Annotated in this window: 12 protein-coding genes; 11 read left to right on the forward strand and 1 reads right to left on the reverse strand. The window is 69.1% G+C overall.

Annotation, left to right across the window (positions count from 1 at the left end; genetic code table 11):
• The first annotated feature begins 12 nt into the window (after positions 1–12).
• The 10 genes from P8934_RS06800 to acpS all read left to right on the forward strand — a co-directional run bounded on the left by P8934_RS06800 (position 13) and on the right by acpS (position 9,837).
• The gene (locus P8934_RS06800) at positions 13–720 is read left to right on the forward strand and encodes a sigma-E factor negative regulatory protein (RefSeq protein ID WP_278033491.1); all 708 of its coding nucleotides are present in this window, start codon (positions 13–15) and stop codon (positions 718–720) included.
• Entirely contained in the window at positions 720–1,718 is a 999-nt protein-coding gene (locus tag P8934_RS06805) for a MucB/RseB C-terminal domain-containing protein (RefSeq protein WP_278033492.1), read from the forward strand. The genes P8934_RS06800 and P8934_RS06805 overlap by 1 nt, the downstream gene beginning before the upstream one ends.
• Positions 1,719–1,790: 72 nt before the next feature.
• On the forward strand, positions 1,791–3,212 hold the full coding sequence (locus P8934_RS06810) for a DegQ family serine endoprotease (RefSeq protein WP_278033493.1): 1,422 nt from the start codon (positions 1,791–1,793) through the stop codon (positions 3,210–3,212).
• A 181-nt stretch (positions 3,213–3,393) separates the two neighbouring features.
• Positions 3,394–5,211, forward strand: coding sequence for a translation elongation factor 4 (lepA, locus tag P8934_RS06815; protein WP_278033494.1), 1,818 nt, complete (start codon positions 3,394–3,396; stop codon positions 5,209–5,211).
• A gap of 14 nt (positions 5,212–5,225) precedes the next feature.
• On the forward strand, positions 5,226–6,029 hold the full coding sequence (gene lepB / locus P8934_RS06820) for a signal peptidase I (RefSeq protein WP_278033495.1): 804 nt from the start codon (positions 5,226–5,228) through the stop codon (positions 6,027–6,029).
• A gap of 98 nt (positions 6,030–6,127) precedes the next feature.
• Complete coding sequence (rnc, locus tag P8934_RS06825; RefSeq protein ID WP_106229244.1) at positions 6,128–6,832, forward strand: ribonuclease III; 705 nt, start codon at positions 6,128–6,130, stop codon at positions 6,830–6,832.
• Positions 6,829–7,728, forward strand: coding sequence for a GTPase Era (gene era / locus P8934_RS06830; RefSeq protein WP_133635833.1), 900 nt, complete (start codon positions 6,829–6,831; stop codon positions 7,726–7,728). The genes rnc and era overlap by 4 nt, the downstream gene beginning before the upstream one ends.
• Before the next feature lie 99 nt (positions 7,729–7,827).
• Positions 7,828–8,544 (forward strand): DNA repair protein RecO, encoded by a 717-nt coding sequence (gene recO, locus P8934_RS06835; RefSeq protein ID WP_278033496.1) that lies wholly within the window; start codon positions 7,828–7,830, stop codon positions 8,542–8,544.
• Positions 8,545–8,662: 118 nt separating this feature from the next.
• Positions 8,663–9,463, forward strand: a complete 801-nt coding sequence (pdxJ, locus tag P8934_RS06840; RefSeq protein ID WP_278033497.1) for a pyridoxine 5'-phosphate synthase — start codon at positions 8,663–8,665, stop codon at positions 9,461–9,463.
• Positions 9,460–9,837: a holo-ACP synthase gene (gene acpS / locus P8934_RS06845; RefSeq protein WP_278033498.1), complete on the forward strand. Its 378-nt coding sequence runs from the start codon at positions 9,460–9,462 to the stop codon at positions 9,835–9,837. Before pdxJ ends, acpS begins: the two co-directional genes overlap by 4 nt.
• Here acpS and P8934_RS06850 read toward each other — a convergent pair.
• On the reverse strand, positions 9,777–12,512 hold the full coding sequence (locus P8934_RS06850; RefSeq protein ID WP_278033499.1) for an ATP-binding protein: 2,736 nt from the start codon (positions 12,510–12,512) through the stop codon (positions 9,777–9,779). The genes acpS and P8934_RS06850 overlap by 61 nt on opposite strands.
• Before the next feature lie 118 nt (positions 12,513–12,630).
• Between P8934_RS06850 and cysM the strand changes: the two genes are divergently transcribed.
• Complete coding sequence (cysM, locus tag P8934_RS06855) at positions 12,631–13,527, forward strand: cysteine synthase CysM (RefSeq protein ID WP_278033500.1); 897 nt, start codon at positions 12,631–12,633, stop codon at positions 13,525–13,527.
• Position 13,528 lies beyond the last annotated feature (1 nt).

Genomic DNA, 13,528 nt, shown 5'->3' on the forward strand with positions numbered 1-13,528 from the left:
AGGGTGTGAAGAATGAGTCAGAACGCACGGGAATCGCTTTCTGCCCTGATGGACAACGAAGGGGATGAGCTGGAGCTGCGTCGAGTGCTGATGTCACTGGACGACTCCCCGGATGCGGCCGAGACCTGGCGCCGCTACCACCTGATGCGCAGCCTGATGCGACGGGAACCGGAGGTCGATGTCGCCACCGACCTCTCGGCCGGCATCATGGCGCGCCTCCGGGACGAGCCGCTGCCCCGTGTCGACGCCGGTGAGGCCGCCGGCCGTCCCGTGTCGCTGGCGCGCGGCGCCGGCATCGCGGCCGCGGTGTCGCTGATGGTCATCAGCGGCGTGCAGTTCTACAACGGTAGCCTCGATGGGGGGCAGGCCCCCGCCGAGGTGGCCTCCCAGGGCCAGCCGGCAAGTGAGCTGCAGGCTAGCCCCGCCGCTCTCGGCGGGTCGGAGCTGGCGGCTTCGGGCGCCGACGGCCGTCCGTCGCTGCCGGGGCTGCCGCTCTTCCAGACGCCTTCCGGTGATGCCCGGGGTGCCATGACGGTGGGGGCAGGCTTCGATTCGCCGCTGTTCCTTTCCCCTCGCCAGTCCGCCCGGGCTGACCAGCAACAGGCCCAGTTGTTGCAGTCCTATCTAGACCGCCATGCCGAGGGCGCCGCCTACCGCAGCGGCGACACCTGGATGCCGCTGCTGCGCGCGTCCGGTAGCGAGTCCCTGGGGCAGCACTGATGCGTCAGGGTCGTCCCACCCGCCGGCTCGGCGGGATGCTGGCCGCGGCCCTGCTGACCCTCTCGTCGGGCGTCTTGGCCCAGCCCGGCACCGACCCGGACCAGGAAGAGCGCTTCGACTGCCGCTCCCTGGCGGAGCGTGAGCCACCCGAGACGGCGCTGGGCTGGCTGGAGCGCAGCCTCTGGGCCAACCACTGCTACGAGTTCCAGGCACGTGCGGTCCGCATCGGCGGCGACGGGGTCCGCTCCCTGGCGCTGTCCCATGATGTCGTGGAGGGCGTCGAGCGCGAGGTGGCCCGGTTTCTGGATGGGCCCGCGGTGGTCTTCGAGCGACGCGGACGCATCGGTCGGCTGAGCTGGGCCGAGGGTGATGCCCCGGCGCCGGCCTCGCCGGCGGGCATCGCCGAACACCTCGAGGGCCTCTACCGCCTCCAGCTGAGCGGCGAGGAGCGCCTTGCCAATCGCAACACCACCCGCCTCGATATCGAACCCCTGGATGGCATGCGCTACGGCCACCGCTTCTGGCTCGACAGCGCCACGGGCCTGCCGCTCAAGCATATCCTGCTGGACGAGCAGGGGCGCGTGGTGGAGACCTTCCAGATCACCGAGCTGCGCCAGCCCCAGCTTCACCAGGGGGAGATCAGCCTCGACCGACGCCGTGCCCGCCCGCAGGACCCCTGGCACCCCGCCTGGCTGCCTGCGGGCTTCATCCCCCAGCCGGTGGAGACCCGCAGCGCCCGCCATGACGATGACATCGGTCACCGGGTCTACAGTGACGGGCTCGCCACCCTCAGCCTGTTCGTGGAACCCGTGGAGGGGCCGGACCAGCTGATCCCCGGCATGCATCGCCTCGGCGTCTCCCATGCGGCCGTGCGCCATCGCGAACTCGGCGGTCGGACCCGCCAGGTGGTGGTGATGGGGGAGCTGCCGCCCGGTGTCCTGCTGCGGGTGGCCGACTCTGTGGAGTGGCAGGAGGGCGATGAGGGTGGCATGCCCTGAACCTTTTGAGACAGGGGCGGTATCAAGAGATTCGTCCCTTCTTCCTATCCCTTGTCGACGCAGGAGCCTTTCATGAAGCGCATGACGCGACATCTCTCCCTCTGGATGCTGCTCGCCACCGCCCTGCTGGCGTGGCAGACGGCCGTGGCCCGTGAGCTGCCGGACTTCACCGAACTGGTCGACCAGGCCGCGCCCGGGGTGGTGAACATCTCCACCTCGCGCATGGTGGAGCGCAGTGCATCGCCTTTCCACGACTTCGGCGGCCAGGAGATTCCCGAGATCTTTCGCCACTTCTTCGGCGACCGCTTCCCGATGCCCCCCGGCGGGGGGCCGGGGCGCAGCGAGGAGCGCCAGTCGCTGGGCTCGGGCTTCATCATCGACGAGGCCGGCTACATCATGACCAATGCCCATGTGGTGGAGGGGGCCGACGAGATCCTGGTGCGGCTCAACGACAGGCGCGAGCTCCAGGCCGAGCTGGTCGGGGCCGATGCCAAGACCGATGTCGCCCTGCTCAAGGTGGACGCCGACGGCCTGCCGACCCTCACCCTGGGGGACTCCGATAACCTGCGGGTCGGCGAGTGGGTCGCCGCCATCGGCTCGCCCTTCGGGTTCGACCACTCGGTGACGGCCGGCATCGTCAGCGCCATCGACCGCACCCTGCCCCGGGACGCCTATGTCCCCTTCATCCAGACCGACGTGGCGATCAATCCGGGCAATTCCGGCGGTCCGCTGTTCAACCTGGATGGCGAGGTGGTCGGCATCAACTCGCAGATCTTCACCCGCAGCGGCGGCTTCATGGGGCTCTCCTTCGCGATCCCCATCAACGTGGCCCTGGACGTGGCCGATCAGCTGCGCGATGACGGCCGCGTCAGCCGCGGCTGGCTGGGGGTGATGATCCAGCCGGTCTCCCGAGACCTGGCCGAGTCCTTCGGCATGGACAACCCCGAAGGGGCGCTGATCGCCGATCTCGACCCCGAGGGGCCGGCAGCCCAGGGCGGGCTCCAGGCCGGCGACGTCATCCTCGAGGTGAACGGCGAGGCGGTGGAGAGTTCCAGCACCCTGCCGCGGCTGATCGGGCGGGTCAGCCCGGGCAGCGAGGTGGAGCTAACGCTGCTGCGCGACGGCAAGCGTCGCGAGGAGACCATCACCGTGGGCGACTGGCCCGACAGCCAGGGCGCGGCGGCGAATGGCCGGGGCGAAAATCCGGCGCCGGCGCGGCTGGGCATCGCCGTGGGCCCGCTGGAGGAGGCCGAACGGCGTGAGCTCGGCATCGAGGGCGGCGTGCGCGTGGGCGAGGTCGATCCGCGCGGTGCGGCCGCCCAGGCGGGTATCCGGGCCGGCGACATCCTGGTCAGCATCGACCATCGAGCGGTCCAGGACCCCGACCAGCTGGCCGAGCTGGTCGCCGAGCTGCCCGAGGACCGGGCCATTCCGGTGCGTCTCTACCGCGATGGCCGCTCGCTGTTCGTGGCGCTGCGCCTCTCCCGCGGCTGATTTCGCCGCTGCAATAGGCGGCCACGATCGCGCGACCCGACGGCCCCCGCCGTCGGGTCGCTGTATCTGGCAGGCGCATCCCGCTACAATGGCGCCCAATCCGATCAGAGCCCGCCAGCCGACCGCAACGCGATCCATCGTGTCGGCCGTGGCCCGACACCCACAAGGCAGAATCGACTCGATGTCCCAAGACGCAACCTCCGACCCCCTCAAGCACATCCGCAACTTCTCGATCATCGCGCATATCGACCACGGCAAGTCGACCCTGGCCGATCGCCTGATCCAGACCTGCGGTGGGCTGACCGAGCGTGAGCTCAAGGAGCAGGTGCTCGACTCCATGGACCTCGAGCGCGAGCGTGGCATCACCATCAAGGCGCAGTCGGTGACGCTGGATTACCACGCACAGGACGGCAATACCTACCAGCTGAACTTCATCGACACCCCCGGTCACGTGGACTTCTCCTACGAGGTGTCCCGCTCGCTCTACGCCTGCGAGGGCGCGCTGCTGGTGGTGGATGCCGGCCAGGGGGTCGAGGCCCAGTCGGTGGCCAACTGCTATACCGCCATCGAGCAGGGCCTCGAGGTGCTGCCGGTGCTCAACAAGATGGACCTGCCCCAGGCCGACCCCGACAAGGTTTCCCACGAGATCGAGGAGATCATCGGGCTGGACGCCACCGATGCCTGCCAGGTCTCGGCCAAGAGCGGGATGGGTGTCGACGCGCTGCTCGAACGGCTGGTGCGCGACATTCCGCCCCCGAAGGGGGACCCCGAGGCACCGCTGCAGGCGCTGATCATCGACTCCTGGTTCGACAACTACCTGGGCGTGGTCTCGCTGGTGCGGATCTTCGACGGCACCCTGAAGAAGGGCGACAAGATTCGCATGACATCCACCGGTCGTGACTGGCCGGTCGGCGAGGTGGGCATCTTCACGCCACTGCGCAAGGAAACCGGCATCCTGCGCGCCGGCGAGGTCGGTTTCGTGGTCGCCGGCATCAAGGACATCCATGGCGCGCCGGTGGGCGATACCATCACCCATACCAAGACCCCGGACGTCCCCCGCCTGCCGGGCTTCCAGAAGGTCAAGCCGCAGGTCTACGCAGGCATGTTCCCGGTCAGTGCCGACGACTACGAGGACTTCCGCGACGCCCTGGAGAAGCTGGCGCTCAACGATGCCTCGCTGGACTACGAACCGGAGAACTCCGACGCCCTGGGCTTCGGCTTCCGGGTCGGCTTCCTCGGCACCCTGCACATGGAGATCGTCCAGGAGCGCCTCGAGCGCGAGTATGACCTGGACCTGCTCACCACGGCGCCCACCGTGGTCTATGAGCTGGCCATGAAGAACGGTGAGGTCATCTACGTCGCCAACCCCTCCAAGCTGCCCGACATGGCCGACGTGGAGGAGATGCGCGAGCCCATCGTGCGTGCCAGCATCCTGGTGCCCCAGGACTTCGTCGGCAATGTCATCACCGAGTGCGAGCAGCGCCGCGGCACCCAGCTCGACATGCAGTTCCTCGGCAGCCAGATCCAGCTCACCTACGAACTGCCGATGAGCGAGGTGGTGATGGACTTCTTCGATCGCCTGAAGTCCATCTCCAAGGGCTATGCCTCCCTGGAGTACAACTTCGAGCGCTTCGAGGCCGCCAAGCTGGTGCGCCTGGACGTGCTGATCAACGGTGACCGGGTCGATGCCCTGGCGGTGATCATCCATCGCGACCATGCCCACAGCCGCGGTCGCCTGCTGGTCGAGAAGATGAAGGAGCTGATCCCGCGGCAGATGTTCGACGTGGCGATCCAGGCCGCCATCGGTGGCCAGGTGGTGGCGCGCTCCACCGTCAAGGCGCTGCGCAAGAACGTCACCGCCAAGTGCTACGGCGGCGACGTCAGCCGCAAGAAGAAGCTGCTCGAGAAGCAGAAGGCGGGCAAGAAACGCATGAAGCAGGTCGGCCGGGTGGAGATTCCCCAGGACGCCTTCCTTGCCGTGCTCAGGGTCAACGACTAGGGACGGATAACCGCATGGACTTCTCTCTGATGCTGGTGGCGGCGGTGGCCGTCACCGGCGTGATCTGGCTGCTTGACCTGCTCTGGTGGCGTCCTGCCCGTCGTCAGCGGCTGGCCACGGCCGAGGCCGGCACCACCGAGGGGCTCGGCGAACGGGCCCGCGAGAAGGCGCTCAAGGAGCCCTGGCCGGTGGACTACGCCCGCTCCTTCTTCCCGGTGCTGTTGGTGGTGCTGGTGCTGCGAAGCTTCGTGGTCGAGCCTTTCCAGATCCCGTCCGGCTCGATGCGCCCGACCCTGGAGATCGGTGATTTCATCCTGGTCAACAAGTTTGCCTATGGCCTGCGCCTGCCGGTGGTGCATACCGAGATCGTCGACCTGGGCGAGCCCGAGCGGGGCGACGTCATGGTGTTCCGCTTTCCCGACGAGCCGGCGGTGAACTTCATCAAGCGAGTGGTGGGCCTGCCGGGAGACCGCATCCGTTACGAGGACAAGCAGCTCTTCGTCAACGGCGAGGCAGTGCCCAAGCGACTGCTCGAGGCCGGTCCCATCGCGGCGCCCACGGAGCTGCTGCTGGCCGAGCAGCTGGGCGAGCTGGAGCACCGTATCTACAATAATCCTCGGGACCCCGGTCCCCAGGTGCGCGAGCTGGTGGTGCCGCAGGGGCACTACTTCACCATGGGTGACAACCGTGACCACTCCAACGACAGCCGCTACTGGGGCTTCGTGCCGGAGGCGAACATCGTCGGTCGTGCCTTTGCCGTCTGGATGCACTGGGACGGCGGACTGCCGAGCTTCACCAGCGTGCGCCGTATCCAGTAGGGAGCCACCTGTCGCCCCCTCGGGCCCGGCGGCTTGCACGGAGCGCCGGCGCCCGGCACACCATTACCCATGTTCTTATCCAAAAAGTCAGGAGCTCCGTGAGCAACTCCCTCAACGCCTTCAGCCGCCGCATCGGCCATACGTTCGACGACCCCGGTCTGCTCGAGCTGGCCATGACCCATCGCAGCTACGGCGGCCAGAACAACGAACGCCTCGAGTTTCTCGGTGATTCCATCGTCAACTTCATCATCGCCGAGGCGCTCTTCCAGCGCTTTCCCCAGGCCCGGGAAGGGCAGCTGTCGCGGCTGCGCGCGCGCCTGGTCAAGGGCCAGACGCTGGCCGAGCTGGCCCGGGAGATGGCCTTCGGCGACTGCCTGCGACTGGGCTCCGGCGAGATGAAGAGCGGTGGCCATCGCCGGGAGTCGATCCTCGCCGATGCCGTCGAGGCGGTGCTCGGCGCGATCTACCTGGATGCCGGCATGGAGGTCGCCCGGGCCCGGGTGCTCTCCTGGTACGCCGAGCGCCTGGAGGCCATCAGCCTCGACGATACCCAGAAGGATCCCAAGACCCGCCTGCAGGAGTTCCTGCAGTCACGCCAGGTGCCGCTGCCGCGCTACGAGGTGACCTCGGTGGAGGGCGAGGCCCATGCCCAGACCTTCACCGTCGAGTGCCACGTCGAGGTGCTCGAGGAGCACACCCTGGGGGTCGGCTCGAGCCGGCGACATGCCGAACAGCAGGCCGCCGCCCAGGCGCTGTCGCGCCTCGAGCCGGTCAAGTCCAACAGCACGGGGGGCCGCCCATGACCACCACCTGCGGTTTCGTGGCCATCGTCGGCCGTCCCAATGTCGGCAAGTCGACGCTGATGAACCGGATCCTCGGCCAGAAGGTCTCGATCACCTCGCGGCGTCCCCAGACCACCCGCCACCAGGTGATGGGCATCAAGACCGAGGGGGAGGCCCAGTTCATCTACGTCGATACCCCCGGCATCCACATCATGGCCAAGGATCGCAACAAGGCGATCAACCGCTTCATGAACCAGGCCGCCGTCCAGGCGCTGCGTGACGTGGATTGCGTGGTCTTCATCATCGACCGCACCCGCTGGAGCGACGAGGACCAGGTGGTGCTGCAGCGCCTCGAGCACGTCGAGGCGCCGGTGATCCTGGCCGTCAACAAGGTCGACCGTCTGCAGGACAAGGCCAGCCTGCTGCCCTGGCTGGAAGAGGTCGGCGCGCGGCGCGACTTCGCCGCCATCGTGCCGATCTCCGCCAAGCATGGCACTAATGTCCCGGAGCTCGAGGCCGAGGTCGCCAAGCATCTGCCGGAGAGCGTTCACTACTTCCCCGAGGACCAGATCACCGACAAGAGCCAGCGCTTCCTCGCCGCGGAGCTGGTACGCGAGAAGGTGATGCGCCAGCTCGGTGATGAATTGCCCTACCAGATGACCGTGGAGATCGAGGAGTTCCGCGACGAGGGACGGGTGGTGCATATCAGCGCCCTGATCCTGGTTGAGCGCCAGGGCCAGAAGAAGATCCTGATCGGCGAGAACGGCGAGCGCATCAAGAACATCGGCCGCGAGGCGCGCCTCGACATGGAGCGGGCCCTGGGCGCCAAGGTGATGCTCAACCTCTGGGTCAAGGTCAAGCGCGGCTGGTCCGACGACGAGCGGGCACTGAAGAGCCTCGGCTACGACCTTGATTGAGGCACAAGGAACGAGGGGCAAGCCGCAAGGATAACCCCTCGTGACTCGCAGCGAAGGCAAATCACTCTGCCTTGCTCCTTGCTACTGGCCGAAGGCCCTATGACCCCCGAACCGGCATTCCTGCTGCACAAGCGCCCCTACCGCGAGACCAGCGCCCTGGTCGACCTGCTGACCCTGCACCACGGGCGCGTCAGGGCCGTGGCCCAGGGCGTCCAGCGCCCCGGGTCGCGTTCTCGAGGCCGGCTGCAGCCTTTCGCCCCGCTGCATGTCACCTGGGTCGGCGAGGGCGAGCTCAAGCGCCTGCGGCTGATGGAGGGGCGCGGCAGTGCGGCGCTGCTCGCCGGCGAGGGACTCCTCTGTGGCCTCTATGCCAACGAGCTGCTGGCGCGGGTACTGCCGGTGGAGTTGCCGGTCCCCGAGGTCTTCGCCTTCTACACCGCCATGCTCGAGGTGCTGCCCAGGCCGGAGGGGCGCGCCGGTGCGCTGCGTCGGCTCGAGGCGGCGGCACTCGAGGCGCTGGACGCCTGGCCGCGCTTCACCGACCCCGAGGGGGGGGAGCTCGACCCCCAGCGTCGCTACGTGCTCGATCCGGCCTCACGGGCCTTCGTGGCCGGCGAGGGCGGCATCGACGGGCGCACCTTGCGCCTGCTGGCCCGCGGTGACTGGGCCGAGCCCGGACTCGCCGGTCCCGCCAAGGCGGTCACCCGGGCGGCGCTGGCCCCGCTGCTCGGCAGCCGTCCGCTGCGTTCCCGCGAGCTGATGCGCCAGCTTGCCCAGCGCCGCCGAGACCACACGGAAGACAGGCAGCAGCCCTGAGAGCCTGACGTGGCGTTTGGCCGCTTGGTTGCTTGGCGCTTACCCTTCTCCCTTGATTCCTTGATTCCTTGATTCCTTGATTCCTTGATTCCTTGACCCTCGACTCCCGGAGACCCCCATGCACCCCCCGCGTATCCTGCTCGGCGTCAACATCGACCATATCGCCACCCTGCGCCAGGCCCGTGGCACCCGCTACCCGGACCCGGTCCAGGCAGCCCTGCTCGCCGAGGAGGCCGGCGCCGACGGCATCACCGTGCACCTGCGCGAGGACCGTCGCCATATCCAGGAGCGCGACGTGCGCCTGCTGGTTGATGTGCTCAATACCCGCATGAACCTGGAGATGGCGGTCACCGAGGAGATGATCGCCCTGGCCGAGGAGCTGCGTCCGGCCCATGTCTGCCTGGTGCCCGAGAAGCGCGAGGAACTGACCACCGAGGGCGGGCTCGACGTGGCGGGGGGCTTCGCGGCCATCGCCGCGGCCTGTCGTCGGCTCGCCGCGGCCGGCTGCGAGGTCTCGCTGTTCATCGATCCCGAGCCTGCCCAGATCGAGGCCGCCGCCAGGGCCGGCGCGCCGGTGATCGAACTGCATACCGGTGCCTACGCCGAGGTCACGGGCGAGGCCGCCCGCCGTGAGCATGCCCGGCTCGCTGCCGCTGCCGAGATGGCCCATGAGCTGGGCCTGACCGTGAACGCCGGCCACGGCCTCAACTACCACAACGTCGAGGCGATCGCCGCGCTGCCCGGGCTCCACGAGCTCAACATCGGCCATGCGATCATCGCCCGGGCGCTCTTCGTCGGCCTCAAGGAGGCCGTGGCCGAGATGAAGCGGCTGGCCATCGCCGGCCAGGAGGCGGGCTTCGTGGCCGCCCTCGACGCGCACGAGCACGATCATGACGAGGAGGCGGACTGCTGCCGATGATCATCGGGATCGGTACCGACATCGCCCGGGTGGCCCGTTTCGAGCGGGCCATGGAGCGTCATGGCGAGCGCTTCGCGCAGCGCCTGCTCGGTGAGCGGGAGCGAGAGCGGTTCCGTGACCATGTGCTGCCCGCGGCCTTCCTGGCCAAGCGGTTCGCCGCCAAGGAGGCCTTCGTCAAGGCGCTGGGCACCGGTCTGCGCCGGGGCATGTGCTGGACCGAGATCCAGGTGGTCAACGATGCACTGGGGCGCCCGTCACTGATGCTTTCCGGCAAGGCCCATGAGCTGGCCGAGGCGGCCGGCGTCAGGTCGCTTCACCTGTCGCTCTCCGACGAGGAGGCGCTGGCCATGGCCTTCGTGGTGCTCGAGGGCTGAGCCGCCTGCCAGGCCCGCAACTCGCCCATGGCGGCATAGAGGTCGGGCAGCAGCGGCACCACCGCGGACAGGCCCCGTGAGCGCAGGCGGGTCTCCAGGGTCTCCGCCAGCAGCCCCAGGCGAGGCGTGCCGCAATAGCGGCAGGCGCCGTTGAGCGCATGCAGGGCGTCGAGCAGGCCCACCTCGTCGTCGCGAGCGACGGCGTCGCGAATGGCCTGCTCGCTGTGTGCCAGGGAGTCGACCAGCGTCTCCAGCAGTTCCCGGGCGAGGCGCTCGCGCCCCCCGGCCAGGCGGGCGCCCAGCTCCAGGTCCACCACCGCCAGCTCCTGGTCCTCCTCTCCCTCCTGCAGGGTGGGGGCGTGCGCCGATGCCCCATTCTCTGCCTGCGGCGGCGGCATCACGATGCCCAGGTGCTCCTCGAGCAGGCGAGCGAGGCGCTGTGGCTGGAGCGGCTTGATCAGCACGTCGTCGAGCCCGCCCTCGCGCAGCACCCGGTGTTGCTCGCCCTGCACATGGGCAGTGACGGCAATGATCGGCACCCGCCGCCAGGCGCCGCCGAGTCGCCGCAGGGCCCGGGTCGTCTCCACGCCGTCCATGCCCGCCATGCGGATGTCCATCAACACCATGTCGAAGTCCCGGTCATGCGCCAGGGCCAGGGCTTCCTCCCCACTTGCCGCCTGGGTCACCGTGAGGCCGGGGCCGGCCAGCAGCTCACTCAGCAGCAGCCGGTTGGACTCGGTATCATCGACGACCAGCAGCCGGACCGGCGACGCCGACGGCCGGCGCGGCGCGGGTACGGGCAGGGCCGGCGGCCGTCCCGCCAGCTGTCGGACCACCGCATCGGCCAGGGCCGTGCGGGAGACCGGCTTGCCCAGCACCTCGCCGCCATGTGGCAGGGGCAGGGCCGGCAGGTCGGGGGGGCTGGCATTGACCAGCAGCAGGGCGGGGCAACCCAGCCCATCCAGCCTGCGCCGCCACCCCGCCAGGCGCGCCTCGTCGAGGTCCTCGTGGCCCAGCCCCGCCACGACCAGCGAGGCTGCGGGTCCACTCCCGGCGGTTGCCGGTGTGGTGACCCGGGCCCCCCAGCGCGCCAGCAGGTGCGCGAGGGCACGGTGCGTGGGCGGGTGGGGCTCCTCGATGACGATGACTTCCCCGTCCAGGCTGAGCTCCGGGGCGCGCTCGTTCTCCGAGCTGCCCAAGAGCGGCAGAGTGAAGGAGAAGGTCGAGCCCTTGCCGCGCAGGCTCTCGGCGTTGATCTCCCCGCCCATCTGCTCGACCAGCTGCCGGCAGATGGCCAGCCCCAGGCCGGTGCCGCCGAATTGCCTCGGGTGGCTGATGTCGGCCTGGTGGAAGGCCTGAAACAGGCGTCGGCGGGCCTCGTCGGTCATGCCCATGCCGGTGTCGCTGACGCTGACGCGCAGGACCACCTGGCTCGCCTCGGCTTGCTCCAGCATGACCCGCACGATCACCTCGCCCTGGTCGGTGAACTTGAGGGCGTTGTTGACCAGGTTGGTGAGCACCTGGCGAATCCTCAGCGGGTCCCCCTCGAGGTCGGCCGGCACGTCATCGTAGACCAGACCGAGCAGCTGCAATCCCTTCTGCTGGGCCAGCGGGGCCTGCAGGCCGAGCACCTCGTCGACCAGGCCAACCATGTCCAGCGGCAGCGTCTCGAGCTCCACCCGGCCGGCCTCCAGCTTGGAGAAATCCAGGACATCATTGACCAGCATCAGCAGGTTGTCGCAGGCCCGCTGCACGTGGTCCAGCCATTCCCGCTGGCGCGGTTCCAGCCGCGAGCGGCCCAGCAGCCGACAGAAGCCGACGATGCCGTTGAGGGGGGTGCGGATCTCGTGGCTCATGTTGGCCAGGAACTCCGACTTGACGCGGTTGGCCTCCAGGGCCCGGCGGTGGGCGAAATCGAGCTCGATGTTCTGGACCTCGATGGTTTCCATGGATTCCTGAAGCTCGTCGGTGGCCTGCTCGATCTGGGCCTGCATCTCCTCCCTGGCCGTCTCGAGGTGGTCGGCCAGGTCGTTGACGCGATGGGCCAGCCCGGCTAGTTCCGGTGCCGGGGGGATGGCCAGCCGCTCGGGCACGACCCCGAGGGCCAGCCGGTCCAGGGCGCGGCCGGCATCCTCCAGCGGCTGACTCAGCCGCCGCAGGGTGGCGTAGGCCGCCAGGAACAGCAGCAGGCCGGCGAGCAGCAGGGCCAGGCCGGCGCTGGCCAGGTGGCGGTAGTGGGTCAGCAGCAGGGGAGTGGTGTCGATGTCCAGCACCAGCCAGGCCGGCATCGGCGAGCCGTCGGGCAGGGGGGCCTGCAGCAGCCAGCGGCGATCGCGTTCCAGCAGGCGCAGGGCGCCCGGGTCGGTCGGCCCCGGCAGGTCGCGGATCCTGCCGCGCTCCAGCAGGGGCGCGCCCTGGCCATCCCGCAGGCTCAGCGCCTGGACGTGGGGCAGCGCCAGCAGGCCGTCGGTCAGGCGCATCAGCGCCCGCTCGTCCTGCGTCGCCAGGGCCTCGCCCAGGGCCGGCGCGACCAGCTCGGCAGCGTGGGTCAGCTGGTCACGCAGCGCCGCGTGGCGCTGGCGATCCTCGAGGGCCAGGGCCGCACCGACCACCAGGGCCAGCAGCAGCAGGGGGAGGCCGAGGATCATCAGCATCAGTCGGGTCTTGAGGGACATCGGCAGGCTCGTCGGGCGGTGAATCGGCATCCAGTATGCCACAGGCCGGGCAGATGCCTGTCCAGTGTGCAGCCGCAGGGATATAATGCCGAAAAGGCGTTTCCATCAGGAAGGTTACATGCATTTCCCCACTCTCGAGGAGACCGTCGGCCACACGCCGCTGGTCCGTCTCAAGCGCATCACCGCCGGACGCGGCAATACCCTGCTGGCCAAGCTGGAGGGCAACAATCCCGCCGGGTCGGTCAAGGACCGGCCGGCCCTTTCCATGCTCCAGGAGGCCGAGGCGCGCGGCGAGATATCGCCCGGCGACACGCTGGTCGAGGCGACCTCCGGCAACACCGGGATCGCTCTGGCCATGGCGGCCGCCATCATGGGCTATCGCATGGTGCTGATCATGCCCGAGAGTGCTTCCGCCGAGCGCAAGCAGGCGATGGCCGCCTACGGCGCCGAGCTGATCGAGGTCAGCAAGGCAGGGGGCATGGAGGAGGCCCGCGACCTGGCCGAGGCGATGGTCGCCCGCGGGGATGGCAAGCCGCTGAACCAGTTCGCCAACCCGGACAACCCCCTGGCGCACTACCGCACCACCGGCCCGGAACTCTGGGAGCAGACCGGCGGCACCATCACCCACTTCATCAGCTCCATGGGCACCACCGGCACCATCATGGGCGTGTCGCGCTACCTCAAGGAGCGCAACCCCGAGGTGCAGATCATCGGCCTGCAGCCCGAGGATGGTGCCAGCATCGCCGGCATCCGCCGCTGGCCGCCGGAGTACCTGCCGAGCATCTTCGACGCCAGCCGCGTCGACCGGGTGCTGGATATCGGCCAGCAGGAGGCCGAGGAGCACATGCGTCGCCTGGCCCGTGAGGAGGGCATCCTGTCCGGCGTGTCGTCCGGCGGGGCGCTCGCCGGGGCACTGCGGATCGCTGCCGAGGTCGAGAACGCGGTGATCGTCTTCATCGTCTGCGACCGCGGCGACCGCTATCTCTCCACCGGCCTGTTCGCCCCGGAGCGCTGAG

The sequence above is a fragment of the Halomonas sp. CKK8 genome, assembly GCF_029625235.1.
In the GTDB taxonomy this organism is placed as follows: domain Bacteria; phylum Pseudomonadota; class Gammaproteobacteria; order Pseudomonadales; family Halomonadaceae; genus Halomonas; species Halomonas ventosae.

Bases quoted from the DNA above. Each gene is read 5' to 3' on its own strand.
- acpS (WP_278033498.1), top strand. From the start codon at position 9,460: ATGATCATCGGGATCGGTACCGACATCGCCCGGGTGGCCCGTTTCGAG.
- pdxJ (WP_278033497.1), top strand. From the start codon at position 8,663: ATGCACCCCCCGCGTATCCTGCTCGGCGTCAACATCGACCATATCGCC.
- P8934_RS06805 (WP_278033492.1), top strand. From the start codon at position 720: ATGCGTCAGGGTCGTCCCACCCGCCGGCTCGGCGGGATGCTGGCCGCG.
- cysM (WP_278033500.1), top strand. From the start codon at position 12,631: ATGCATTTCCCCACTCTCGAGGAGACCGTCGGCCACACGCCGCTGGTC.
- P8934_RS06810 (WP_278033493.1), top strand. From the start codon at position 1,791: ATGAAGCGCATGACGCGACATCTCTCCCTCTGGATGCTGCTCGCCACC.
- P8934_RS06850 (WP_278033499.1), bottom strand. From the start codon at position 12,512: ATGTCCCTCAAGACCCGACTGATGCTGATGATCCTCGGCCTCCCCCTG.
- lepA (WP_278033494.1), top strand. From the start codon at position 3,394: ATGTCCCAAGACGCAACCTCCGACCCCCTCAAGCACATCCGCAACTTC.
- recO (WP_278033496.1), top strand. From the start codon at position 7,828: ATGACCCCCGAACCGGCATTCCTGCTGCACAAGCGCCCCTACCGCGAG.
- lepB (WP_278033495.1), top strand. From the start codon at position 5,226: ATGGACTTCTCTCTGATGCTGGTGGCGGCGGTGGCCGTCACCGGCGTG.
- era (WP_133635833.1), top strand. From the start codon at position 6,829: ATGACCACCACCTGCGGTTTCGTGGCCATCGTCGGCCGTCCCAATGTC.
- P8934_RS06800 (WP_278033491.1), top strand. From the start codon at position 13: ATGAGTCAGAACGCACGGGAATCGCTTTCTGCCCTGATGGACAACGAA.